The sequence below is a fragment of the Exiguobacterium sp. s191 genome, from assembly GCF_018618955.1.
GTDB lineage: Bacteria > Bacillota > Bacilli > Exiguobacteriales > Exiguobacteriaceae > Exiguobacterium_A > Exiguobacterium_A abrahamii.
Genome location: NZ_JACSNC010000004.1, coordinates 199017 through 223996 on the forward strand (window position 1 = coordinate 199017; position 24980 = coordinate 223996).

Genomic DNA, 24980 nt, shown 5'->3' on the forward strand with positions numbered 1-24980 from the left:
TTCTTTCATTATGCTCTCTCCTACTGGCTTTCGTAAATCTAAAAAATGGGAAAGTGAAACAAAATACCATTCTTCTTCCATACCCTTCCTTTCTGATTCATATGCTTCTCTCTTCCAGCGTCCGTCGTACAAAAAAGCGACATTCCGCCCATTGGAGGAATGTCGCTTCATAAAGTGAATGGAGGAATCAACGAATCTTGACGATCGGTTTTTTTGTATCCGGATCGAGGAATAGCATCGCTTCCGTATCCCCGTTCAAGTTCGTCACAGTGATCGTCGTTGGAATGTTTCGATTATACTCCCAACGATTCTCAAGCAGGTACGTCACGTACTGAACGAATGCGACGAGTTCTGCTTTTCCGTAAAATTGAACGGGAATCTTCATCTCAAGCTTTTTAAGTTCATCTTCTTGATAGAAGCCTTCCCCCATCATACCGGTGTAGTTCGGGAAGTAGTCTTCTAGGCGGTCTTTGAATAAATCGAACTTCGCTGCATCATCCCGCACGTCATTCGTTGCGCGTGCTGACGGGTAGTAGTAATAGCGTTCATTGTAGTTTTTCCAGTCGTTCGCACTGATTTGATTCCCGCGACCGATGAAGGCAGACGAGAGATAGTGACCGGAAACCGGAGACCCTTCTTTTTCCTGGAGGTAGAGGGCGACGTGAATCGGTGTCGTCTTCATCCCTTGTGTCTTACGCATTTTCTTGACTAACTCGTTTGCCATCCGCTTTCCCTCAGCAACGACTTTCTTTTCATCAAGTTTAACGGTATAGGTCGGTCCATAGTTTTCATCTTGGAACACATACTCACTATTTAAGACAAGCGCAATCGACGTCCCACCGAGTTCGAGTTTCTTATCTTCTTCAAGCATGTAGTCTTGCTCTAAGATATGCGATAGAATCATAGGTGACTTTTGGTTTTTTTCTTTATACGACTTACCAGACGTGTAGGCTGGGTTCAGACCTTCAGGATCGCTGACGCCATCGCCTGCTTTTCCTTTTCGCAACAACCATTTCGCGATTTGGTCGGCTTCGAGTAACTGACCTTCTTGGTAATAGTATTTTTCCGGATCAAAAAACTGTGTCGAATGACGCATTAAACCCGTTTCGATTTCATCGAGCTCAAGACGTGAACTGACACGTTTTTGTGTCATTCCACGTGCAACACTTGGACGAAACGGCAAGACCGTCCGATAGTACGAATCCGTCGTATCAATGGCTGGACTGACAACGGCTTGGACTTCCTTACCTTGTTCACTTTCAGTAATGACTTCTTTTGTATCGCTACTTGGCGAAAGGTCGAACGAACAAGCACCTAAAAATAACGTGCTCGATAACGTCAACGCTACTGCTGTTTTATAGTTCATCTCTATTTGCACCCCATGTTTTTAAATCGTTCTCTTTATCATAACAGAATCGTTTTCCATCGGGGAAGGACAAGTTTTCCCCTGATTTTCAAAAAAGATGATGCGCTCTTGCGTATCCGAAAGGACTTTTTCTCATGACACGTCGTAAATTCATCGGTCTGCTTTTTTTACTGGCAGGCATCGCCCTTATTGCTTGGCCCTTCATCAGTGACTATCAGCGTGAACAGGAAGCAGCAAATTTAAAGGAACAATGGACCAAAAGTTTGAAGACCGTCGATGCGAAAGAGACAAAACAACCCCTTGCTACATCTGGTGTCGGATTGCTCTCGATTCCAAGCATTGATTTTGAACAAGTCATCTTAGAGGGTTCGACGACAGCAGTGTTGGACCGTAGTATCGGTCATATTCCAGAAACCGGATCACCTGGAAAAGGCAATTATGCGCTCGCCGGACACCGAAGTTTCACGGAAGGACTTCACTTCAATCGTCTGCCTGACGTCAAAAAAGGCGATACCGTCGTCGTCACGACAAAAACACATCGGTATACGTACCGCATCACATCCAGTCGTCTTGTCACACCGACGACATTGTCCGTTCTCGACCAATCCGTCGCTTCCCCAACCATCACATTGATCACCTGTGATCCACCCGAAACGGCAACGAATCGTCTCATCAAACAAGGTACTTTGATTCGGAGCGAGACGATTGCTTCGTGACAAGGATGAACACGAATAGAAGGAAGGCGGAATTCCACCTTCCTTTCAGATTATAGACAAAAAGAAGGATGACTCAAAAAATGACACGTCTTTTCACGCCCTTTCCTCAGGCGAGACACAAGCCGGTTTTCCCGCTCCATTCGAGCAGGAAAACGGGTCTCGTTTGTCTCTGACAGCGCAAAATCGCGCTTTTTCCTGTAGGAGTGGCGTATGACGCGTCATTCTTTTTTATCCCCGGAAGAAAGATCAGAGAAGCGTTTTGTTCCCTCGACATCGCTTCCTAGGGAAAAACAAGCAAGAGCGACCCTGCAGCGAAGCGAAGCGGCGCGATGCTTGTCCCAGGAAAACGATGCGAGACGAACAAAAAAAGCGCAATCCTTCTCGTTAGAGAAAAATTGCACACTATCTTCAGTTTCAAAGGAAGGCGGAATTCCGCCTTCCTTTTTATTTGATCGTTCTCATTCATTCTCTTCACGCTTCGTGTTTAGCTAATTCTTCTAACAGACGCGCTTCATCCCAAATTTCGATACCAAGCGATTCCGCTTTCGTCAGTTTAGAGCCTGCCTTTTCCCCTGCGACGAGTACGTCCGTCTTTTTACTGACACTTCCTGTCACATCGGCTCCGAGTGCTTCGAGTCGTTTACCGGCCTCTGACCGTTTTAAGCTCTCGAGCGTCCCCGTCAAGACGATCGTTTTGCCGCCGAGCGGTGCATTCGTCTGATCGACCCGTTCACCAAGGAAATGTTGATTGACACCGAGTTGTTCCAAATCACGAATCAATGCCTGTGCTTCCGGATGCTCGAAGTACTTCACGATTGAATCTGCGATTTTCCCCCCAATGCCATCGATTGCGACAATCTCATCGTAGCTTGCAGCCGCAATCCCTGCTAACGAATCAAAACGTTCCGCTAAGAGATACGCCGCTTTTTGACCGACGAGTCGGATTCCGAGACCAAACAAGAGACGCTCGACCGAGTTCTGTTTCGAGGCTTCGATCGCCGCAAGCAATTTATCGACGGACGTCTCACCCATGCGGTCAAACGTCAATAATTCCTCACGATCGAGTCGATATAAATCGGCAATCGTCCGGATCGCTTCATGGTCATACAATTGACGAACGACTTTTTCACCGAGACCATCGATGTTCATCGCTTGACGCGAAACGAAGTGAATGATGCCTTCCATCAATTGCGCCGGGCATTCCGGACTGACACAGCGGATGTCGACTTCACCTTCGAGACGGACAAGTTCCGACTGACAGGCCGGACAATGCGTCGGGAAGACGATCGGTGTCTCTTCCCCCGTTCGCTCTGCCGTGACGACTTGTACGACTGCCGGGATGACATCGCCCGCTTTTTTAATGATGACCGAGTCCTGAAGGCGGATATCTTTTTCAGCGATGAAGTCAGCGTTGTGTAGTGTCGCATACGTCACCGTCGATCCTGCGACGACGACCGGTGCAAAACGGGCGCGAGGTGTGACTTTCCCGGTCCGACCGACACTGAAATCAACGTCTTCTACCGTCGTCATGACTTCTTCCGCCGCAAACTTATAGGCTGTCGCGAAGCGGGGACTTTTTGCTGTGAAGCCGAGCTCCTCCTGATCATCGTATCGATCGACTTTCAAGACGATTCCGTCGATCTCATATGGCAGGCTCGCGCGTGCTTCCGTCCAGTGCGCGATGTAGGCAAGAATCTCTTCCACCGTCTCACACGTCTGCATATGTTGATTGGTCGGTAACCCAAGTGAGGCAAGTTGTGCCATCGCTTCGCTATGTGAACGGGCCGTCAACGTATTGACACCGACGCCATACACGAATAACGACAGATTACGCGACGCTGTGATTGACGAATCCAGCTGACGCAGACTACCTGCGGCCGCGTTACGCGGATTCGCGAACAATGTCTCTTCTCGGCTAGCCCGGTCTTTATTCAAGCGTTCGAACGATTGTTTCGGCATGTAAGCCTCACCGCGGACTTCGATCGTCGCTTCTGTCTGCAAACGAAGCGGTAACGCTTTGATCGTCCGTAGATTCTGCGTGATGTTTTCGCCGACTGTTCCATCGCCACGAGTCGCCCCACGGACGAATCGCCCGTCTTCGTATTTCAGCGAGATGGCAAGTCCATCGAATTTCAGTTCGGCGACATACGTCGTCGAACGTCCGAGCGACCGCTCAATCCGAGCGACCCATTCGCGAATTTCCGTCTCATCAAAGACGTTTCCGAGCGACAGCATCGGTAAATCATGCGTCACCTTCTCGAACGCTTCGAGCGGTGCTGCTCCGACGCGTTGCGTCGGCGAATCCGATGTGATCAGTTCTGGATGCTCTGTTTCTAACTCCGTCAGTTCACGAAGCAATTGATCGTACGTCGCATCCGGTACCGTTGGTTGATCCAGTACGTAGTATTCGTAGCTGTATCTGTTCAATGTTTGACGAATCTCATCTATACGCTGGCTTGCGTCCATCTGTGGACCTCCCGTCATACCTTTTTAATCGGTGCGAATTTCGCGAGCAATCGTTTGATTCCGACTGCTGGGAATGCGATATCGATTTCAAGATTATCCCCGTCACCACGAGTCTGGACGACTGTACCAAGTCCCCATTTCCCGTGCTCTGCCTTATCTCCGACCGACCAACCGAGCGTTTCCGCACCTGACGTCTTCATTGCTGTCGGTTTACTGATCGAGCGACCGATGACGGCTTTGCCTTGCGGAACAGGGCGGTCTTCCCATGGGAGTGGCTTCGCTTTTTTACCGGTCCGCTCGATGACGACTTCCGGCAGCTCTGCTAGGAACCGTGATTCTTGGTTCGCATTCGTTCGTCCGTACAGGGAGCGCATCCGCGCGTGTGACAAGTAAAGGCGTTTCTCAGCACGTGTGATCCCGACGTACGCGAGGCGACGTTCTTCTTCCATCTCGTCTTTATCTTGAAGCGAGCGGCTATGTGGGAACAACCCTTCCTCCATCCCAATCAAGAAGACGACCGGGAACTCGAGTCCTTTTGCCGAGTGGAGCGTCATCAACGTGACTTGTTCTTCTGGATCCGTCTCGTCGAGTGAATCGACATCGGCGACGAGTGTCAAATCAGTCAAGAAGGCGATGATCGTCCGGTCTTCTGGATCGGCTTTCGCCGTCTCCTTCTCGAAGTTTTGTGCAACGGTGATGAACTCGTTGATGTTCTCGAGACGACTTTGTGCTTCAAGCGTCTTATCTTCCTTCAGCACTTGACGATAGCCTGATTTCTCGAGTACTTCTTCGACCAGTTCCGACAGGCTGATGAATTCTTGCATTTGGCTGAGTCCGAGAATCATCGTCCGGAAATCCGTCAGCTTCGCTGCCGTCTTCGGTGCGATACTCGACAATTCGATATCGCGAATCGCTTGCATCAATGACACGCCTTGTAAGTCGGCGAAATCACGCAGCTTATCAATCGTCGTTGCACCAATCCCGCGTTTTGGTTCGTTGACGATCCGCGCGAAGGACAGGTCTTCATCTGGATTCGAAATCAATCGGAGATAAGCGAGCACGTCCTTGATCTCTTTACGATCGTAGAACTTCGTGCCGCCGATCATTTTGTACGGAACGTTCGACTTCAGAAGCGTTTCCTCGATCGCACGCGATTGTGCGTTCGTCCGGTACAGAATCGCGATATCGCTCAGTTTCATCCCGTAACGAAGCGAGTTCCGAATCTCTTGAACGATATAAAAGGCTTCTTCCCGCTCATTCTCCGCCGTATGAACGACGAGCTTCTCGCCTTCATCATTATCTGTCCAAAGTTTCTTATCTTTGCGTGTCGAGTTGTTTTGGATGACATGGTTGGCTGCTTCCAAGATTCGTTTGGAAGAACGGTAGTTTTGCTCGAGTAAGATGACAGCTGCATTCGGATAGTCCTCTTCGAACGAGAGGATGTTCGCGATGTCAGCACCACGCCAGCGATAGATCGACTGATCCGAGTCTCCAACGACACAGAGATTCTGATGTCCCGATGCTAACAGGTTGACGAGATCATACTGGGCTTTGTTCGTATCTTGATACTCATCGACATGAATGTAGCGGAACTTCTTCTGATAGTAAGCAAGGACATCCGGACTCTTCTTGAACAATTCCGTCGTTTTTCCGATCAAATCATCAAAGTCGAGCGCGTTGTTCCGGCGTAAGACCGCTTCATATCCTTTATAGATTTCAGCAACGGTCTTTTCATACGGGCTCGTCACGATCGAGGCGTAGAATTCAGCACTGCGTAATTCATTTTTCTGTGACGAGATGATCGTCAGCATCGAACGTGGATCCCATTTTTTCGGGTCCAAGTTTTGTTCCTTTAAGACGAGCTTGATCGCCGACTGCTGATCACTTGAATCAAGAATCGTGAAGTTGCGATCGTATCCAAGCTGATCGATGTCGCGACGTAACATCCGGACGCACATCGAGTGGAAGGTCGAGACCCAAATATCGTTCGCGACACCACCGACCAAACGACCGATCCGGTCTCGCATTTCCCGCGCCGCCTTGTTCGTGAACGTAATCGCGAGGATGTTCCACGGTGCGACTTGTTTAGCCGCCATCAAATAAGCGACCCGATGTGTCAGGACGCGTGTCTTCCCGGAACCGGCTCCTGCCATGATCAGCAGTGGACCTTCCGTATGCTTGACTGCTCTTGCTTGCTCAGGGTTTAGTCCACTGACGAGCTGTTCACTCAAATTAAACATATCAATAGCCTCATTTCTTATATTCCGAACTTTTGTTCCTATATTTTATCGTGTCGCTGCGACAGTCGCAAGCGCTGCTTTTAAATCCTCATAAATGACGTTCCCGACGACGATCGTATCCGCATACTGCAGCATCTCACGCGCTCGCTCCTCGGAGTCGATTCCTCCACCGTAAAACAGGCGTGCCTGTTTCAAGACATCGCGAACGGCTGCTACTCGTTCCGGTTCTCCGTAAACGCCGCTGTATTCGAGATACACGACAGGTAGACGGAAGACGCTATCCGCTAACTGCGCATAAGCGACGGTCTCATCTAATGTTAGCGGTTTTGCTTGTGTCACACGCGCGACCTTCGCATCAGGATTCAGGACGATATACCCTTCCCCGACAAGATCAGCATGCGCCAGCATATGACCGACTTGTTCTAACGCCTCGACTTGTTTTTCGACGACGTACTCTAATGTACCGGCATTCAGGACCGTCGGTGTCAGATACGTATCAAATCCCATCGTCGCGGCTTCGAGTTCAGAAATCTCGAGTGCCACTGCGACTGGATACCGGCGCAAACGCATCAAGAGATCAAGCGTCGCATCGAGTGTGATGTCATCTGTTCCACCGACAAGAATCGCATCCGTTCCGGACGTCGCAATCGCCTGCAGGCTAGCATCATCAATTGGTTTTGCTGGATCTAGTTTAAAGACATGTCGCCATTCATTAAAAGGTAATAACACGGTTCGTCCCATCCTCTCTTTCTCATTCCACATTCAGTATAAAACAAAAAACCATCTCGCGCAGGGCGAGATGGTCAGACGTGTGTCCGTCGTTTCGTCAAGAGTGACGCCAGTAACAACGCAAAGACAGCATATACCGGCACGAACGCCCACGGTTCTGCCAAAAAGAAGCCGAGTATCGGGACGTCCAGTAACGGTGAATCCGGTGAACAGAGTGCTCGGCCGTTGACGAGCGCCAAAAACGGTAAGACAGGAACAGCAAAGATATAGGCGAAGTTGATCCAAAAGGCACGTTTCATAAAAGAGCCTCCTTATCCGATGATGACGGATTCCTTCGGATAGTTATAGTTACGTTTCGGTTGGTTCGCCTTCAAGAGAAGAACGAACGAGATGACACCGATTCGACCGATGAACATCAGCACGGACAACGTCCATTTTCCGATATCCGATAGTTGATCCGTGATGCCGAGCGATAGACCGGTCGTTCCGAACGCCGAACAGGCTTCAAAAAACAGCACGAGGAACGGGGCATCCTCGACAAGCAACAAGACGATCAATCCGACCATCGTCACACCAGTCGAGACGACGATGACGACGAAGGCTTTCCAGATGTCCGACTGACCAATCTCACGACCAAAGATTTTGATGCCGTATTCGCCTCGGATGAAGGCGATGACACTCAAGACGGCGACCGCGAACGTCGTCGTTCGAATCCCCCCACCAACGGAAGACGGTGACGCCCCGATGAACATCAAGAGCGACAGGACGAAAATCGACGCTTGTGAGAAGGAGGTGATGTCGACCGTCGTCAATCCCCCGTTTCGGGTCGTGACGGATTGGAACAAGGCGTCGACGAGCTTCTCATCGATCGGTAAACCTTTAAAGGATTGGTTCCATTCAAATAGCAGCAATGCTACCGTTCCGAATAGGACGAGAATGAAGAACGTTGACGCCGTCAATTTTGTAAACAGTGAAAAATGATACGGTTGACGTGTCGCTTGGCGTGTCGCCCGGTACGAGATGTAGCGCCGGACTTCGACGAGTACCGGAAAGCCGATCGCACCAAGTGTCAGTAACAAAATTTGCATGAAGACGACGAACAAATCACCACGAAACGGTAGTAACGATTCACCCGTGATATCAAAACCAGCATTCGTCGTCGCACTGACCGATCCGAACAGTCCTTGGAGCATCGCTTCACCTAGTGTCGGAAAATATTTCGTATAGTACAGCCCGAGAATCAATGCCCCGATCAATTCAATCGAGACGATGATCAAGATGACTTCGCGAATGTATTTGACGACCCCTTGCATCGTCGTCTGGTTCTGATCTCGGACGACGAGTTGGCGTTCCCGAAAGCCGATTCGTTTTCCGAGAATGACCCACATCGCGATATGAAGCGACATCAAACCGATTCCGCTGACTTGCACTAAAATCATGATCATGAAGTAGCCGAACGTCGTGAAGGTTTCTGAGACCGAGACCGTCGTCAAACCAGTGACACTGACACAACTGACCGCCATGAAGACGAGGTCCGTGAAATCCCAGTTGTAGTCTCCCTTGGTCGACCACGGCAGACCGAGCATGATGATTCCGATGATGACTGCAACGAAATAGATGATGACGAGCGACTGGATGGGCGTCAGCCTTCGAATGAAATGCTGAATTTTATGTTGTAACGCAAAATCCAATATGACACGCCCCCCTTCATAGAAGTAGCGGATAACATTAGTTATCCGCTACTTCTTGCTCGATAAGACCTAGGCGGGCAAGCGCCAGATCATAACCGCCCGAACCGTAGTTCAAGCAACGTTTGACACGCGAAATCGTTGCTGTTGAAGCACCGGTCGCCTTTTCGATTTTGTGATACGTATTGCCTTCACGTAATTGACGTGCGACTTCAAGACGTTGGGCGAGCGCCTGGATTTCGTTGACGGTCGCTAAGTCTTCGAACAACGTATAACAATCTTCTAATGAATCCATCTTCATGATGGCTGTAAATAACTGATCCAATTCTTTTCCACGCAATTTATCGAGTTGCATCTTGTGACTCCCTTTCCCATTCAATTGCTCTTTAATAGTTTAAAGCGCGACGTTTTAAAATTCAAGCATCATCGCAAAATCGCTGGGAAAAGGACTTTTTTCCGAAGGACTTCGTATATTCCCTGCGGCGTGATCCGCACATATGGCAAGTGAGTTGACGCTAGGAATAGCAACGTATAGACAGGATCTTCAAACGCATAACCGCGTTCGAACAATGCTTCCCGTAGAGCGGTTTCCTGAACGATCAAATCTTCGAGTGGCAAGTCGGACGTCTGCCCCATCAAGGTCAACGGAACTTCAGCGATGACTTCTCCGTCCTCGACGAGAACGATTCCGCCGCCGAACGCTTTCATGCGATCAAACGCGACTTGCATGTCTCGTTTCGATTTACCAATCATCAAGATATCGCCGCTAATCGAGTACGAACTGACGAGACCACCGACTTGTGTCGCAAAGTTTTTCAGAACGGTATTCAGTCGCCACTTCCCTTCCCGGTCGAGTAACATCAGGAAGGATTCATCACATCCTGCCGGTAGCACAGGCACACTTGTATCGTGTTCGACTTGATAGAGCTTCATGATGACGGAATTGACCATCTCAAGACCAACCGGCATGCTAAACGAAAAATCCTGTTCCGTTAAGGAAACCTGGACTTCCGAGCGTGGCATGAGCGCATAGACAGCATCAAGCGCTTCTGCCGGGTAACAGGGGATGTCGGCTTGACGGACCCATGTGCCGCGCGCAAGCACGGCGACAGGTGTCGGTGCATCTTTTGCCTCAAGGAAATTGAGATGCGCGATTCGTCCAGGTGCGATACTCCCGAGTAGATGATCGAGATTAAAATGACGCGCTGCATTGTACGACGCGATCCGGTACGCTTCTTCGACCGGGATGCCTGCCTCAATCATCAATCGAATCGTCTCGTCCATCATGCCTGCTTTATAAAAGGACGGCGTTGAACCATCTGTCGTCACGAGTACCTTATCAAACTGCGTCAACCCTGCTTCGACGAGACCTTTAAAAATATCCGGTAAATCTGGACGAATCGATGAATAACGAATCGTCGTCGTGTAGCCAAGTTCAAGACGTGTCATCGCTTCTTCAACCGTCATCGCTTCATGATCACTCGTCACGCCATAAAGCGCCATCTTCGTCAGCGTCTTCGCTGAAGCACCAGGAAAATGACCTTCGATCGGTTTTCCGAGTTTAATCGCATCCTGCATCCAGTGAAGCAGTTCATCATCTCCTTGCGAGAGACGTGGCCATCCCGTCAACTCACCTGCTTGGATGACTTGTGGATGCTTGAGCCACGCTTGAATCCGGCGATTATCGATCGAGATACTGTCGGCATCAAGCTCGGTTTGTGCGTCGAGTCGTGCCCACCAGTACATCGAGGTCGGTAAGTCTGCTAGCGCCTCAACTTGAGCAAACGCTTGCTCCGTCGGCTCTAATAATAACAACATATTGTCGTTGACGAGCGTCGATGTTCCCCGCTCTGCTGCGAATTTTGCAAGACTCGCTGGATTGTAAAGTTGAAACGGATGGGCATGGGGTTCAATGTAACCAGGTACGATATATTGACCTGTCGCATCATGATACGCATCGGCTTGTTCCGGCATCTCTGGACCGACATAGACGATCCGGTCGCCACTGATCCAGATGTTCGCCGTCCGCCATGCTTTGACACCATGATTCAGGTAAGTGGCATTCTGTATGACAAGTGTCGGTGCAAGCTTTCCGCTGATGACCGCTTGGTGTGTTCGTACTTCAGATTTCGTCCAAGGGGATCTTCCACAATTTTTTTTCACGAAAGCTCGACCTCCTTTGTTTTATTGAAAACGCTTTCTTATAGTTCTTATACTAAAATGTTGCTAAGTAAGTTTCAAGAAGTTTTGCCCCGTTCCGGATTCATTTGGTCAAAATAACACAAATTCGCCATGGAAGACAAATCTTTTCGTGCACTTCGCCAAGAAACAAAAAACCAGACGCGGCTCCTTCGAGCACGTCTGGTTCAGATATCATAATTCATGCGAGGCACGAAAGGCTTTTTGAGCGATATCAGTTCGGTAAAAGAATGGTTGATTCGTCACGTCTGGTAAGTTCGCATAGACCTGTTCGACAGCCTGCTCGATCGTCTCGGCACGGCTGACACATACGAGGACACGTCCACCAGCTGAGACAAGTTGATCGTCTCGTTCTGCCGTTCCGGCATGAAAGACGAGAAGACCGTTCCCGATCTGATCAAGTGGAATCGCTTGTCCCGTTTTTGGCGCTTCCGGATATCCTTCTGCTGCGACGACGACACCGACAGCTGCTTGATCCGTCCAAACGACTTCTGGTATCTGTCCGTCCATCAGCGGCATGATGACATCAAGCAACGGCGTCTCTAAGCGCGGAAGAATGACCTCTGTTTCCGGATCACCGAACCGGGCATTGAACTCGATGACGAATGGTCCTTGTTTCGTCAGCATCAGACCGGCATAGAGGAAGCCGGTGAACGGAATTCCTTCGCTTGCCATCTGATCGACGAGCGGCTGAATGATGCGATCAACAGCTTCTGTCGTCAACGCTGCTTCGTCCCACTGAGGAAGCGGAGAATACGCGCCCATGCCTCCTGTGTTCGGACCTAAGTCACCGTCAAACGCCCGTTTATGATCTTGCGACAATACCATCGGGATGACCGTCTCTTCGTGCACGAATGCCATCAACGAACACTCTTCCCCGATCAGGCATTCTTCGATGACGACGCGGCTTTGTTGACCGTATTCTCCGGCAAACGTATCGTGGATTGCAACAAGCGCCTGGTCCACGGTTTCTGCGACCGTGACTCCTTTTCCGGCAGCAAGTCCATCGGCTTTGATGACGATCGGTGCACCCGCTTTGCGAACATACGCCTCTGCATCTGCTGCTGAAGTAAAGACGGCGTGAGCAGCGGTCGGAATACCGGCACGCTCCATCAATTCTTTCGCGAACTGCTTACTTCCTTCGATCGCTGCCGCTTCCCGTGTTGGTCCGAAGATTTGCAGTCCCGCTGCCTGAAAGGCGTTAACGACTCCGAGAACGAGTGGTCCTTCTGGTCCGACAATCGTCCAATCGATCTGTTCGTCTTGTGCGAACGCCACGAGTTCATCGATAGCATCTTCGGCGATCGGAACACATGTGGCTTGTGTCATCCCGGCATTCCCAGGCGCAGCATACACGGTCTCGATCCGTTCATCCTGTGCCAGCTTCCAGACGAGCGCGTGTTCACGCCCGCCTTTACCAATCACCAATACCTTCATTCAAATCGCCTCCGCTTAGTGTTTGAAATGTCGAACGTTTGTAAAGACCATCGTAATGCCATGTTTGTTACACGCATCGATCGACTCTTGGTCGCGAATCGAGCCGCCTGGTTGGATAATTGCTGTAATGCCAGCTGCTGCTGCCGCTTCGACCGTATCACCCATTGGGAAGAAAGCATCGGAAGCAAGGGACGCGCCAACTGCTTTTTCTCCGGCTTGCGTAATCGCGATGTTCGCTGAACCAACACGGTTCATCTGTCCTGCACCAACACCGACCGTCACTTCGTCCTTCGCGAGAACGATGGCATTCGACTTGACGTGTTTGACGGCGCGCCATGCGAGTTTCAAGTCCTCCCATTCCGCTGCTGTCGGTTTGCGGTCTGTCACGACACGTGCTGCTGCATCATCGAGCGTCTCATCGTCACTGTCTTGGACGAGCATGCCGCCAGCGACTGCCGTATAACGGATCGCTTGGACACGCTTGACGTCGAGTTCAAGCAGACGGATGTTCTTTTTCGCTGACAACAAGGCGAATGCTTCTTCTGTGAAGGATGGAGCGATGATGATCTCAAGGAAGATACCGCTCAATTGTTCTGCTGTCTCTAAATCGACTTCACGGTTCAAGGCGACGATGCCACCAAAGATCGACACTGGATCGGCTGCATGAGCGCGGCGGAATGCCTCTCCGATCGTTGGACCGACGGCAACACCACATGGGTTCATGTGTTTGACGACGACGGCTGCTGCTTCGCGGAACTCGTCGAGAATTTCAAGTGCAGCGTTCGCATCTTGAATGTTGTTATACGACAACTCTTTACCGTGTAACTGTTTCGCTGAAGCAAGGGAAGCCCCACGGTAAATCGGTGTTTTATAGAAGGCTGCTTCTTGGTGTGGATTTTCTCCGTAACGGAGATCCTGAACTTTCTCAAGCGTGATCGTCAACTGATCGGGGAACTTCTCGCCTGTTTGCGTCAAGAAATAATCCGCTATCAACGCGTCGTACGCCGCTGTATGCCGGAAGGCTTTCGCTGCAAGACGTTGACGTGTCTCAAACGTCGTACCGCCTTCACGAATCTCAGCAACGACCGTTTCGTAATCAGCTGGATCGACGACGACCGTGACAGCTGCGTGGTTTTTCGCTGCTGAACGCAACATGCTTGGTCCACCGATATCGATGTTCTCGATCGCATCGGCATAGGCGACGTCTTCTTGTAAGACCGTCTGCTTGAACGGATACAGATTGACGACGACGAAATCAATCGGTTGAATCTGTTGCGCAGCCATCTGCTCACGATGGGATTCAAGATCACGACGACCGAGTAATCCACCATGAACCATTGGATGGAGCGTCTTGACACGCCCATCGAGCATTTCTGGGAATTGTGTGACTTCACTGATACCAATGACCGGAAGCCCAGCTTCCTCTAATGCTTGATGTGTTCCGCCTGTCGAGACGAGCTCGATCCCTGCTTCATGGAACGCTCGTCCTAATTCGACGATTCCTGTTTTATCCGACACACTAATTAACGCTCTCATACGTTTGCCTCCTCTTTCATCCACTCTTCGATGACTTGCGGATACAGTCTATGTTCGACACGCTGAATCGCTTGTTGCAATGTTTCACGCGTCATCTCTTCTGTAATCCGGACGGCTTCTTGGGCCATGATCGGTCCTGTGTCCATGCCTTCATCGACTATATGAATTGTAACACCTGTGATTTTAACTCCGCCACGAAATGCTTGTCCGATCGCATCTTTTCCCGGGAAGGCCGGCAGTAGCGACGGGTGGATGTTGACGATCCGCCCTGCGTATCGTCCGAGCAACTCTTCCCCAATCAATCGCATATAGCCGGCGAGAATGATCCGTTCAACGCCTTTTGCTTCAAGACGGGCAATGATTTCCCGCTCAAAACTCGGTTTATCCGGATAGTCCTTCGCCCGAAAGACGAAGACGTCACATCCGCGTCGTTTCGCCCGTTCAATGACTGCTGCGTCCGGTTGATCGCAGACGATCAGTTCAATCGAGGCATGTAACGTTCCTGCCTCGATTGCTTCAAAAAGTGCTTCGACATTACTACCGCTTCCTGATGCAAAACAGGCAATCTTCATGCGTCGACTCCTTGAATTCGAACACCTTCTTGATCGGTCACGTGACCAATCACGTACGCCGTCTCATTTTCACGAGCGAGGCGTGCTGTTACTTCCGCGACATCTTCTGGTTTGACGATCAACATGAAACCAATCCCCATGTTGAAGACATTATACATGTCATGTCGTGGAAGGTCACCCGCTTGCTCGAGCCAGTCGAAGACTGGTAACGTCGGCCACTTTTTCGGGTCGAACGATGCACCGAGACCTTCTGGCAAGACGCGTGGTACGTTCTCGTAGAATCCCCCACCCGTAATATGAACCATCGCTTGGATCTTTTCCGTCTCAAGGGCTGCTTTGACCGCTTCGACATAGATACGTGTTGGCATGAGGAGCGCATTTCCGAGCGTATGACCGAGCATCATGACTTCATCTTCGTATCGGAGACCACTGTCGGCGACGATTTTACGAACAAGTGAGAACCCATTTGAATGGACGCCGGACGAAGCGAGACCGAGAATGACATCTCCTGCTGCGACCTTATCACCTGTGATCAATTTTTGTTTCTCGACGGCACCGACGGCGAACCCGGCGATATCATATTCGCCGTCCGCATACATCCCTGGCATTTCCGCTGTCTCGCCGCCGATTAACGTACATCCCGCCTGGACGCAACCTTCTGCGACACCTGCGACGATCCGTTCGATCTTCGCCGGAATTGCCTGACCGAGCGCGATGTAGTCAAGGAAATAAAGTGGTTCCGCGCCTTGGACGATGATATCGTTCACACACATCGCGACACAGTCGATTCCAATCGTATCGTGTTGTTCCAGTGCGAAGGCGAGCTTGAGCTTCGTACCGACACCGTCTGTCCCACTGACAAGGACCGGTTCTTTCAACTGCAATTGGCTGAGGTCGAACATCGCACCAAAGCTACCGAGTCCCGTCAATACTTCTTTGCGCATCGAACGGGCGACGTGTTTTTTCATTCGGGTGACTGACTCATATCCTGCTGTCAGACTCACACCTGCTGCTTCGTAATGTTTGCTCATGTTCTTCCCCCATCTATCAAAGTTTAGCTTCTAACTCGAGCGAACCGAGCGGTGTCGGATACTCTCCTGTGAAGCAAGCGGTACATTGTCCTTTTAACGGTCCATCGAACGGGCGATCGATGGCATCGACCATGCCCGGTACAGTCAAGAATTCAAGTGAATCCGCACCGATTTCCTGACGGATTTCTTCCGGCATCAACCGAGCAGAGATCAGTTCTTCCTTCGACGAAGTATCAATCCCGTAATAACATGGATTCGTGATCGGTGGTGCCGTGATACGGACGTGCACCTCCGTCGCACCCGCTTCACGTAACAAACCGACGATGCGACGACTCGTCGTTCCCCGGACGATTGAATCATCGACCATGATGACACGCTTTCCTTGTACGACGCCGCGTAGCGCGGACAACTTCATTTTGACCCCACGTTCCCGTAACTCCTGTGACGGCTGGATGAACGTCCGTCCGACATACCGATTCTTGATCAATCCCATTTCATATGGAATTCCACTCGCTTCCGCGTAACCGATCGCTGCCGAAATACTTGAATCCGGCACTCCGGTAACGACGTCTGCTTCGACCGGTGCTTCTTCATACATCTTTTTCCCAAGTGCTTTGCGAGCCGTATGGACGTTGACGCCATCAATGATTGAATCCGGACGTGAGAAGTAGATGTATTCCATCGAACACATCGCCCGTTCACGTGGTTCCATGTATTGACGAGACGACATGCCGTGTTCTGTGATCGTTACGAGCTCCCCTGGCTCGATATCACGAATGAACTCCGCACCGACGATATCAAAGGCACATGTCTCTGACGCGAATACGATGCCGCCGTCCGGTGTCTTCCCGAGTGACAGTGGACGCAACCCGTGTGGATCGACCGCCACGAATAACGTGTCTTCCGTTAAGAAAAGAAAAGCGAATGCCCCGACGAGACGCGCGAGACTGTCAGCAATCCGGTCTTCGAGTGTGTCGAGCTTACTGCGTTTGACGAGATGGGCGACGACTTCCGTATCACTCGTCGTCTGAAAAATGGCACCTTCTGCTTCTAACAGGTGCTTCAGTGAATCCGCGTTGACGAGGTTTCCGTTATGTGCGAGGGCGAGATCTCCCGTCCGCGATTTGAAATGCAGCGGTTGAGTGTTCTCAAGCGTGTTTCCTCCTGCTGTCGAATACCGGACATGTCCGATTGCATGATGTCCTTTCAGATTCGTCAGTGTCTCTTCCGAAAAGACTTCCGTTACGAGTCCTTGCCCGCGGTGCGGGAAGAGGTCGTCACCGTCACTCGTGACGATGCCTGCCCCTTCCTGTCCCCGATGTTGCAAGCTATGCAAGCCGTAATAGGCGAGTTGCGCTGCATTCGGTTGTCCGAAAATCCCGAAGACGCCACACTCCTCATTTAGTCCTTTGATGTCATATAACACGCGATTGCTCCTTCCCAGTCTCCCTGTAAGGTCGAACGGTCTGCTTCGATCCGTGTCTCTGCCGTTTCGATGACGAGAAGCTCATCGTTCGTAACGACACCGATCGCTTGAGCACCAGTCCGTTGTTCGAATGCTGTGACGTGCGCTTGTGGCACAGTGACGATGAAGCGTGATTGCGATTCGCTGAACAGGTGTAACGTTGGTCCGTCAAACTGAACCGTCAACCCGAGGTTCGTCCCAAACGTCATCTCAGCGAGAGCGATTGCGAGACCACCTTCTGATACATCATGCATCGCATTGACTTCACCTGCTTGTACTGCCTGCTGTAACAATTGTAAGCGTGCGTGTTCGACGGCTAAATCAATCTGTGGTGCGCGACCGAATGATTTACCGAATTGCATATATTGAAGCTCACTACCACCAAACTCGGCTGTTGTTTCTCCTAATAGATAGATCTGGTCACCAGCTTGTTTGACGTGTTGCGTCGTGATCCATTCGGTTTGCTCGTGTAAGCCAACCATTCCGACGACCGGTGTCGGATGAACCGCTTGACCGGCTGACTCGTTGTAGAGTGAGACGTTTCCACCGATGACAGGTGTCTCAAGGACACGACATGCTTCGGCCATACCGGCTGTTGCTTGTTGCAACTGCCAGAAGCCTTCTGGTTTATCCGGATTTCCGAAGTTCAGACAATCCGTGATGGCGAGTGGTGTCGCCCCACTCGCGACGATATTACGTGCTGCTTCCGCAACCGCAATCTGTCCACCGACGTATGGATCCAAGTAAACGAAGCGGCTGTTACAGTCGGTCGTCATCGCGAGCGCTTTGTTCGTGCCGCGGACACGAATGACGGCTGCATCTGATCCTGGTGCGACGACGGTCGATGTCTGGACCATATGATCGTACTGATCGTAGACCCAACGTTTTGAAGCGATCGTCGGCTGACGGAGTAACGCCCGCCATGTCTCAACGACGTCTTCAACGACTGGAAGCGTCTCTTCCATCGCTTGGAATTCTTCATAATACGCAGGAACGCGGGATGGTTTTTCGTAGACTGGTGCTTCTTCCGCTAACGCATCAACCGGAACTTCTGCCACGATATCTCCATGATGAATCAACCGTAAGACTTTCTCTTCAATGACTTCTCCGACGTGAACGGCATGGAGTCCCCATTTGCTGACGATTGCTTCGATCTCTGCTTCGCGACCACGCTTGACGACGAGTAACATCCGCTCTTGTGATTCCGAGAGCATCATTTCGTAGGCAGTCATCCCTGTCTCTCGTTGCGGGACGTCATCGAGGTGCATCTCGATGCCCATACCGGCTTTTGAAGCCATCTCTGCTGAAGACGATGTCAGTCCAGCAGCACCCATGTCCTGCATCCCGACGAGTGCCGGATGCCCGACGATTTCAAGACAAGCTTCAATCAATAACTTCTCCATGAATGGATCACCGACTTGAACAGCCGGACGTTTTGCTTCCGTATCCTCTCCGAGATCCTCAGAGGCAAACGTCGCACCATGAATTCCGTCGCGTCCAGTAGCTGCACCGACGTACATGACTGAGTTCCCGACACCTTTTGCCTGACCTTTTTGAATATCCGCATGGTTGATTAAACCGATACACATCGCGTTGACGAGTGGATTGCCTTCATACGAGCGATCAAATCCGATTTCGCCACCGATCGTTGGGATCCCGACACAGTTGCCATAACCCGCGATTCCGGCGACGACTTGTTCGAACAGTTGATTGACACGTGGTGTACCGAGATGACCGAAACGGAGCGAGTTCATGAGTGCGACCGGTCGTGCGCCCATCGAGAAGATGTCACGAATGATTCCGCCGACGCCTGTCGCAGCCCCTTGATACGGTTCAACAGCGGATGGATGGTTGTGGCTTTCGATCTTAAAGACGACTGCCTGCTCATCGCCGATATCAACGACACCTGCACCTTCCCCTGGTCCTTGTAAGACACGTGGTCCAGTCGTCGGGAATTGACGGAGGACAGGTTTAGATGTCTTGTATGAACAATGCTCGGACCACATGACTGAGAACAATCCTGTTTCCGTATAGTTCGGTTGGCGTCCGAGTAAATCGACGACCATCTGGTATTCTGTATCACTCAAGCCCATCGTGGTATAGACGCGTTGCTCTTGAATCAATTCTGGTGTTGGTTCAGACTGTTGTTTTAGCATGGTGTGCCCCCTGTTTGACGAGTGAAGTAAAGAGTTTTAGTCCATCTGTTCCGCCAGTCAATAACTCGACCGCTCGTTCCGGGTGTGGCATCATCCCGAGAACGTTGCCGGCTTTGTTCGTAATCCCGGCGATATCACCGCGTGAGCCGTTCGGATTATCGACATACGTGAAGGCGATTTGTCCGTTCGTTTGGAGCATCGCGTAAGTCGCATCGTCACAGTAGTAGTTTCCTTCACCGTGCGCGATTGGAATCGAGATCGTCTCGCCTGGCAGATAATCCGATGTAAAACGTGTCTTCGTGTTTTCAACCTTCAGTTCAACCGTCCGGCACATGAACTTCAAGCCGTTGTTGCGGTGCAAGACACCTGGTAAGAGTCCGGCTTCGACAAGGATCTGGAATCCGTTACATACCCCGAGGACCGTTTTCCCTTCTGCCGCAAAACGTTTGACTTCTTCCATGATCGGTGAGAAGCGCGTGATCGCGCCGCAACGAAGGTAATCTCCGTAGGAGAATCCGCCCGGTAACAGGACGCCGTCATAGCCTTCAAGTGATGTTTCGGTATGGAAGACGTATTCAGCTTCTTCTCCGAGAGCATCCTTGACCGCATGGTACATATCTAAATCACAGTTCGATCCCGGAAAGACGATGACCGCGAACTTCATGCTGGCGTCACCTCTTCGATCGTAATCTGGTAATCTTCCATCACTGTGTTGACGAGTAATTTTTGACACATCTCATGAATCATCGCTTCTGTCGTTTCCGTTTCAACGAGCAGTTCAATCTGTTTTCCGATTCGAACACTCTCGACACCCGTAAAACCAAGCTGTTGCAATCCGCCTTTTACAGCAACTCCTTGTGGATCTAAAATGCTTTCCCGTAATGCGATCGATACGATGACTTTTTTCATTGTGTGTTTCCCCCTAGGCGATTGAATAATGTTTGATAAGTCTCTGTCAGTGAACCGATATTGCGACGGAAGACATCTTTATCGAGATGTTCTCCTGTCGCCTGATCCCACAGGCGGCATGTATCAGGTGAAATCTCATCTGCCAGTAGAATCGTTCCGTCTGCCGTCTTGCCGTACTCCAATTTAAAATCAATCAACTTGATTCCGTTTTGACGGAAGTAGGGTTGCAATACTTCGTTTACGCGAAGCGCCTTGTCCGACAACTGTTTCAACTCTTCAGAAGTCGCAATCTTCAGTAAATTGATGTGTGATGAGGTGACGAGTGGATCGCCTAACGTATCATCTTTATAGTAGAACTCAACGATTGGTGTTTCGAGCACCGTACCTTCTTCGATACCGAGCCGTTTACTCAAGCTTCCCGCGACGACGTTTCGGACGACGACTTCGAGTGGAATGATGGTGACACGACGTACGAGCTGTTCGCGCTCCGAGACACGTTCAATGAAATGTGTCGGAATGCCCGCTTGTTCGAGGATTTCAAAGAAATGACTCGTCAACCGGTTGTTCAATTCGCCTTTTCCAGCAAAGACTTCTTTTTTCTCGCCGTTGAATGCCGTGGCCTCGTCTTTATAGACGATCCGGAGCACATCCTGCTCCTGCGTCGTGTACAATCGTTTTGCTTTTCCTTCATAAAGTGGTTGCATCGCTTTCGTCCCCCATGATCCTAAGATGTAGACGGGGCACGTGCCCCGTCTCAGGTTGATTAGTTCAAGCCACACCGTTCAAAGATTTCATCGACACGACTCGTATGATACGTCGGATCGAAACACGCATCGAGCTCTTCTTCTGTGAAAAGCTGTTGAATGTCCTGTTCTTGCCACAATAAGTCACGGAACATGATTTGTTCTTCCCACGCCTGCATCGCACGCGGTTGAACGAAATCATACGCTGCTTCACGCGACCAGCCTTTTTCGATTAAAGCGAGTAAGACATGTCCAGAGAAGATGACACCAAACGTCCGGTCCATGTTCCGCTTCATGTTGTCCGGGAAGACCGTCAAGTTCTTCACGATGTTTCCGAAACGGTTCAACATATAGTTGAGTAGTCCTGTCGCATCCGGAAGAATGATGCGTTCTGCCGAAGAATGCGAGATGTCACGTTCGTGCCAGAGTGAGACGTTCTCGTATGCCGTCACCATGTGTCCACGGATGACTCGAGCAAGACCTGTCATGTTCTCTGAACCGATCGGATTTCGCTTGTGCGGCATCGCCGATGATCCTTTTTGACCTTTAGCGAAGAATTCTTCGACTTCACGTGTTTCCGTTTTTTGCAGACCTCGGATTTCCGTTGCCATCTTTTCGATCGATGTCGCGATCAAAGCCAGTGTCGACATGTAGTGTGCATGACGATCGCGTTGTAACGTTTGCGTGGAGACCGGAGCTGGTTTTGTTCCTAACTTTTCGCAGACATACTTTTCAATGAACGGATCGATGTTCGCGAATGTTCCGACGGCACCCGACATCTTGCCGTATTCGACCGTCTCACGCGCTGCTTCGAAACGAACTTTATTCCGCTTCATCTCTTCATACCAAAGCGCTAGTTTCAGACCGAACGTCGTCGGTTCTGCATGTACGCCATGTGTGCGTCCCATCATGACCGTATATTTATGTTCGTTCGCTTTGACTTTTAAGATTTCGATGAACCGATCAAGATCCGCAGCAAGAATGTCGTTTGCTTGCTTCAACAAATACGAGAGTGCTGTATCGACGACGTCCGTTGACGTGAGTCCGTAATGCACCCACTTGCGTTCTTCTCCGAGTGTTTCAGAGACGGCACGCGTAAAGGCGATGACATCATGACGTGTCTCTTGTTCGATCTCAAGGATGCGGTTGACATCAAAGGAGGCATTGTCCCAAAGCAACTGGACGTCCTCTTTCGGAATGACACCTAGTTCACTCCATGCTTCACATGCAAGAATCTCGACTTTTAACCAAGCCTCGAATTTATTTTGTTCGGTCCAGATTGCTTTCATCTCAGGACGTGTATACCGTTCGATCATTGAACTGTCTCCTTCCATATCGACAGGCGTTCGACTTCTGCCAAAGCATCGTCGACGGTATCCGCAAGAATGTTCAAATGGCCCATCTTGCGTCCTGTCTTGGCTTCTGCTTTTCCATATAAGTGAACTTTCGTCCGAGCGTTTAGTCTCGGTAGTTCCTCGTATAATGCTGTGACATGCTGACCCAGGATGTTCGCCATGACGACCGGTGTCGTCAGACGGGTATCACCGAGTGGGAGACCACTGATGGCACGGATATGTTGCTCGAATTGGGATGTTTCGCAAGCATCAATCGAATAGTGACCCGAATTGTGTGGTCGGGGTGCTAGTTCATTGACGATTAGTCGAGAACCAACGACGAACAACTCGATGGCTAGTGTACCGATCAGCCCGACGGCATCCGCGATCGATTCAGCGAGCGCAATTGCTTCTTGTTCGAGTGACTCGGAAATGCGTGCCGGTACGATCGATAGATGCAAAATGTTCTCTTGATGAATGTTCTCACTGACCGGGAAAACACGAGTCTCTGTTGCGCTTCGAGTGACGATGACGGAAATTTCCTGATCAAACGGTAACCATTGTTCTGCGACATACTCAGTCGGTTCGAATCGTTCGATTGCCGCTTGGAACTGTTCTTCCGTCCGGATGACGGTCTGTCCTTTTCCGTCATAGCCGAATCGTGCTGTCTTCAAGACGAACGGTAGTCCGAGTCGCTGTTTTGCTTCCTCTAAGTCAGAAGGATGTGTCACCGGATGGTACGGAGCGACAGAGTGCCCAATGCGTTCAATCATCTCTTTTTCCCGAACCCGATGCTGCGTTTGAAAGAGGAGATCCGTTCCGTGAATCAGTTTCGTCCCGATCGCTTCAGCGACTTCCGTCGAGATGTTCTCGAATTCGTAGGTGACGACATCTGATTCAGCTGCGAGCTGTCTCGCTGCCTCGACATCCGTAAAGGGAGCTTTAATATGTTGATCCGCCACTTGCGCACATGGTGCGTTGTCCGTTGGATCGAGTGTCAAAATCTCAAAGCCCATCTCACGCGCCGACAAAGCCATCATTCGACCAAGTTGACCGCCGCCTAATATCCCGATTCGTTTCATAGCAAGTTTCCTCCAGATGCAATGACGTCTCCTTCTAGTTCGACTCGCATATGATCGAGCTTGCGGGCAAGTCGTTCATCTTGAATCGAAAGAATTTGAGCAGCTAGCAATCCGGCGTTTTTTGCGCCTGCTTCTCCGATGGCAACCGTTGCGACCGGTACACCACCTGGCATTTGAACGATCGAGAGCAAGGAATCAATTCCTTGGAGCGCTCTACTTTTCACAGGAACACCGACGACGGGTAATGTCGTTTTAGCGGCGACCATGCCCGGTAGATGAGCAGCACCGCCTGCACCGGCAATGATGACCTTCAGTCCTCGTTCACGTGCTGATTCAGCATAACGAAACATTAGATCCGGTGTCCGGTGTGCGGAAACGACTTTCTTTTCGTACGGAATCTCAAGTTGCTCCAACACATCACATGTATGTTTCATCGTTTCCCAATCCGATTGACTTCCCATGATGACGCCGACTTCTGCATTTCCCATCGCTGTTTCCTCCTTTGTGCATAAAAAAAGCCCAAACCACGGCTAAAAGGGTGGCTTAGGGTATAAAAAGGTACGCCAAAGAAATATCGACGAACATCCATATACCCCATAGTCCAACGATTTAGGGTCGTTGGGTAGAAACTTGCAAGCCATATCCCTGCTATTATACGAGGTGTTTATATTCAATCATCCTGTCACGACTTCATCTTAACAAGTCCATCCCAAGGCGTCAACCAAAGGCGAACAATTTAATTGTCTGAAAATTTATCGTTCGGTTTTAAAAGTAGTTTTTCTGATTTCATCTAGTGTCCATTCGGAGTTTATTTTCTTGAAAGGCATCACATGGAATCAAGCACTAAAAAAAGCACCCTCCACATGATTCGGAGGATGCTCTAGGCAGTTATTCGTTCTCTTTCACTTTGCAATCGAAGACGATTTGCTGACGAATTGGATACGGTTCGCCATTAGCGTCTAATCCAAAGATCGGTTCTTCTCGTCGGACCGTCGGGCGGTATCCCATGGCATCGATACGATCCAAACAGGCACCAATCGTCTCGTTCTCTTCGACGGCTACGCGTAGTTTCGTTTTTTTCGCCATATCCCTGTTCAGTCCCTTCATTAAAATGGATACATGTCTTTCTACAAAAAGACACAAAAAAGCGGCGGCCCTTGAGCGTATGCTCCAGAACCACCGTTTGCCTGGCAACGTCCTATCCTCACAGGGGGAAGCCCCCAACTACTTTCGGCGTTCAAGTGCTTAACTTCCGTGTTCGGCATGGGAACGGGTGTGACCACTTGGCTATCGTCACCAGACGATCGGGCT

At 50.4% G+C, this 24980-nt stretch carries 22 protein-coding genes, 1 rRNA gene and 1 riboswitch; of the genes, 1 reads left to right on the top strand and 22 read right to left on the bottom strand.

What is annotated here, in order from left to right; genetic code table 11:
- Positions 1-187 precede the first annotated feature (187 nt).
- A complete protein-coding gene (locus tag KNQ09_RS15580) occupies positions 188-1366 on the bottom strand; it encodes a CamS family sex pheromone protein (protein ID WP_064300872.1) in 1179 nt (392 codons plus the stop codon).
- 134 nt (positions 1367-1500) lie between these two features.
- Here KNQ09_RS15580 and KNQ09_RS15585 point away from each other — a divergent pair, with 134 nt between their 5' ends.
- Positions 1501-2082, top strand: coding sequence for a class D sortase (locus KNQ09_RS15585; RefSeq protein WP_050678992.1), 582 nt, complete (start codon positions 1501-1503; stop codon positions 2080-2082).
- Between the two features lie 471 nt (positions 2083-2553).
- Here KNQ09_RS15585 and ligA read toward each other — a convergent pair whose 3' ends face one another.
- The 21 genes from ligA to rrf form a co-directional block, all read right to left on the bottom strand.
- Positions 2554-4548: an NAD-dependent DNA ligase LigA gene (gene ligA / locus KNQ09_RS15590; RefSeq protein ID WP_214858953.1), complete on the bottom strand. Its 1995-nt coding sequence runs from the start codon at positions 4546-4548 to the stop codon at positions 2554-2556.
- Positions 4549-4562: 14 nt separating this feature from the next.
- Positions 4563-6788, bottom strand: a complete 2226-nt coding sequence (pcrA, locus tag KNQ09_RS15595; protein ID WP_214858954.1) for a DNA helicase PcrA — start codon at positions 6786-6788, stop codon at positions 4563-4565.
- A gap of 45 nt (positions 6789-6833) precedes the next feature.
- Positions 6834-7529: a heptaprenylglyceryl phosphate synthase gene (gene pcrB / locus KNQ09_RS15600; RefSeq protein WP_023467081.1), complete on the bottom strand. Its 696-nt coding sequence runs from the start codon at positions 7527-7529 to the stop codon at positions 6834-6836.
- Positions 7530-7591: 62 nt separating this feature from the next.
- Positions 7592-7816: a hypothetical protein gene (locus KNQ09_RS15605; RefSeq protein WP_064300874.1), complete on the bottom strand. Its 225-nt coding sequence runs from the start codon at positions 7814-7816 to the stop codon at positions 7592-7594.
- Between the two features lie 12 nt (positions 7817-7828).
- Complete coding sequence (locus KNQ09_RS15610) at positions 7829-9208, bottom strand: TrkH family potassium uptake protein (RefSeq protein WP_029340750.1); 1380 nt, start codon at positions 9206-9208, stop codon at positions 7829-7831.
- Positions 9209-9245: 37 nt separating this feature from the next.
- On the bottom strand, positions 9246-9560 hold the full coding sequence (locus KNQ09_RS15615; protein WP_023467078.1) for a YerC/YecD family TrpR-related protein: 315 nt from the start codon (positions 9558-9560) through the stop codon (positions 9246-9248).
- Between the two features lie 68 nt (positions 9561-9628).
- Positions 9629-11368, bottom strand: a complete 1740-nt coding sequence (locus tag KNQ09_RS15620; protein ID WP_214858955.1) for an adenine deaminase C-terminal domain-containing protein — start codon at positions 11366-11368, stop codon at positions 9629-9631.
- Between the two features lie 210 nt (positions 11369-11578).
- Positions 11579-12841 carry a phosphoribosylamine--glycine ligase gene (purD, locus tag KNQ09_RS15625; RefSeq protein ID WP_214858956.1) on the bottom strand — a complete coding sequence of 421 codons (1263 nt, stop codon included), beginning with the start codon at positions 12839-12841 and terminating at the stop codon, positions 11579-11581.
- Between the two features lie 15 nt (positions 12842-12856).
- Positions 12857-14377 (bottom strand): bifunctional phosphoribosylaminoimidazolecarboxamide formyltransferase/IMP cyclohydrolase, encoded by a 1521-nt coding sequence (purH, locus tag KNQ09_RS15630; RefSeq protein WP_029340747.1) that lies wholly within the window; start codon positions 14375-14377, stop codon positions 12857-12859.
- Positions 14374-14949, bottom strand: a complete 576-nt coding sequence (gene purN, locus KNQ09_RS15635; RefSeq protein WP_023467073.1) for a phosphoribosylglycinamide formyltransferase — start codon at positions 14947-14949, stop codon at positions 14374-14376. Before purN ends, purH begins: the two co-directional genes overlap by 4 nt.
- Positions 14946-15980, bottom strand: coding sequence for a phosphoribosylformylglycinamidine cyclo-ligase (purM, locus tag KNQ09_RS15640; RefSeq protein ID WP_058713878.1), 1035 nt, complete (start codon positions 15978-15980; stop codon positions 14946-14948). The genes purN and purM overlap by 4 nt, the downstream gene beginning before the upstream one ends.
- Before the next feature lie 16 nt (positions 15981-15996).
- The gene (gene purF / locus KNQ09_RS15645) at positions 15997-17406 is read right to left on the bottom strand and encodes an amidophosphoribosyltransferase (RefSeq protein WP_035398966.1); all 1410 of its coding nucleotides are present in this window, start codon (positions 17404-17406) and stop codon (positions 15997-15999) included.
- A complete protein-coding gene (gene purL, locus KNQ09_RS15650) occupies positions 17382-19601 on the bottom strand; it encodes a phosphoribosylformylglycinamidine synthase subunit PurL (protein WP_214858957.1) in 2220 nt (739 codons plus the stop codon). The genes purF and purL overlap by 25 nt, the downstream gene beginning before the upstream one ends.
- Complete coding sequence (purQ, locus tag KNQ09_RS15655; RefSeq protein WP_214858958.1) at positions 19582-20265, bottom strand: phosphoribosylformylglycinamidine synthase subunit PurQ; 684 nt, start codon at positions 20263-20265, stop codon at positions 19582-19584. Before purQ ends, purL begins: the two co-directional genes overlap by 20 nt.
- Positions 20262-20510: a phosphoribosylformylglycinamidine synthase subunit PurS gene (gene purS, locus KNQ09_RS15660; protein WP_023467069.1), complete on the bottom strand. Its 249-nt coding sequence runs from the start codon at positions 20508-20510 to the stop codon at positions 20262-20264. The genes purQ and purS overlap by 4 nt, the downstream gene beginning before the upstream one ends.
- Positions 20507-21214 carry a phosphoribosylaminoimidazolesuccinocarboxamide synthase gene (gene purC / locus KNQ09_RS15665; RefSeq protein ID WP_214858959.1) on the bottom strand — a complete coding sequence of 236 codons (708 nt, stop codon included), beginning with the start codon at positions 21212-21214 and terminating at the stop codon, positions 20507-20509. Before purC ends, purS begins: the two co-directional genes overlap by 4 nt.
- 59 nt (positions 21215-21273) lie before the next feature.
- On the bottom strand, positions 21274-22569 hold the full coding sequence (gene purB / locus KNQ09_RS15670; protein WP_023467067.1) for an adenylosuccinate lyase: 1296 nt from the start codon (positions 22567-22569) through the stop codon (positions 21274-21276).
- Complete coding sequence (purK, locus tag KNQ09_RS15675; RefSeq protein ID WP_214858960.1) at positions 22566-23669, bottom strand: 5-(carboxyamino)imidazole ribonucleotide synthase; 1104 nt, start codon at positions 23667-23669, stop codon at positions 22566-22568. The genes purB and purK overlap by 4 nt, the downstream gene beginning before the upstream one ends.
- Entirely contained in the window at positions 23666-24157 is a 492-nt protein-coding gene (gene purE, locus KNQ09_RS15680; protein WP_050678980.1) for a 5-(carboxyamino)imidazole ribonucleotide mutase, read from the bottom strand. The genes purK and purE overlap by 4 nt, the downstream gene beginning before the upstream one ends.
- 89 nt (positions 24158-24246) lie before the next feature.
- Positions 24247-24348, bottom strand: a riboswitch (purine riboswitch).
- Between the two features lie 209 nt (positions 24349-24557).
- Positions 24558-24755 carry an NETI motif-containing protein gene (locus tag KNQ09_RS15685; RefSeq protein WP_023467064.1) on the bottom strand — a complete coding sequence of 66 codons (198 nt, stop codon included), beginning with the start codon at positions 24753-24755 and terminating at the stop codon, positions 24558-24560.
- Positions 24756-24854: 99 nt separating this feature from the next.
- A 5S ribosomal RNA gene (gene rrf / locus KNQ09_RS15690) occupies positions 24855-24970 on the bottom strand.
- Positions 24971-24980 lie beyond the last annotated feature (10 nt).

Bases quoted from the DNA above. Each gene is read 5' to 3' on its own strand.
- KNQ09_RS15580 (WP_064300872.1), bottom strand. From the start codon at position 1,366: ATGAACTATAAAACAGCAGTAGCGTTGACGTTATCGAGCACGTTATTT.
- KNQ09_RS15585 (WP_050678992.1), top strand. From the start codon at position 1,501: ATGACACGTCGTAAATTCATCGGTCTGCTTTTTTTACTGGCAGGCATC.
- ligA (WP_214858953.1), bottom strand. From the start codon at position 4,548: ATGGACGCAAGCCAGCGTATAGATGAGATTCGTCAAACATTGAACAGA.
- pcrA (WP_214858954.1), bottom strand. From the start codon at position 6,788: ATGTTTAATTTGAGTGAACAGCTCGTCAGTGGACTAAACCCTGAGCAA.
- pcrB (WP_023467081.1), bottom strand. From the start codon at position 7,529: ATGGGACGAACCGTGTTATTACCTTTTAATGAATGGCGACATGTCTTT.
- KNQ09_RS15605 (WP_064300874.1), bottom strand. From the start codon at position 7,816: ATGAAACGTGCCTTTTGGATCAACTTCGCCTATATCTTTGCTGTTCCT.
- KNQ09_RS15615 (WP_023467078.1), bottom strand. From the start codon at position 9,560: ATGCAACTCGATAAATTGCGTGGAAAAGAATTGGATCAGTTATTTACA.
- purD (WP_214858956.1), bottom strand. From the start codon at position 12,841: ATGAAGGTATTGGTGATTGGTAAAGGCGGGCGTGAACACGCGCTCGTC.
- purH (WP_029340747.1), bottom strand. From the start codon at position 14,377: ATGAGAGCGTTAATTAGTGTGTCGGATAAAACAGGAATCGTCGAATTA.
- purN (WP_023467073.1), bottom strand. From the start codon at position 14,949: ATGAAGATTGCCTGTTTTGCATCAGGAAGCGGTAGTAATGTCGAAGCA.
- purM (WP_058713878.1), bottom strand. From the start codon at position 15,980: ATGAGCAAACATTACGAAGCAGCAGGTGTGAGTCTGACAGCAGGATAT.
- purL (WP_214858957.1), bottom strand. From the start codon at position 19,601: ATGCTAAAACAACAGTCTGAACCAACACCAGAATTGATTCAAGAGCAA.
- purQ (WP_214858958.1), bottom strand. From the start codon at position 20,265: ATGAAGTTCGCGGTCATCGTCTTTCCGGGATCGAACTGTGATTTAGAT.
- purS (WP_023467069.1), bottom strand. From the start codon at position 20,510: ATGAAAAAAGTCATCGTATCGATCGCATTACGGGAAAGCATTTTAGAT.
- purC (WP_214858959.1), bottom strand. From the start codon at position 21,214: ATGCAACCACTTTATGAAGGAAAAGCAAAACGATTGTACACGACGCAG.
- purB (WP_023467067.1), bottom strand. From the start codon at position 22,569: ATGATCGAACGGTATACACGTCCTGAGATGAAAGCAATCTGGACCGAA.
- purK (WP_214858960.1), bottom strand. From the start codon at position 23,669: ATGAAACGAATCGGGATATTAGGCGGCGGTCAACTTGGTCGAATGATG.
- purE (WP_050678980.1), bottom strand. From the start codon at position 24,157: ATGGGAAATGCAGAAGTCGGCGTCATCATGGGAAGTCAATCGGATTGG.
- KNQ09_RS15685 (WP_023467064.1), bottom strand. From the start codon at position 24,755: ATGGCGAAAAAAACGAAACTACGCGTAGCCGTCGAAGAGAACGAGACG.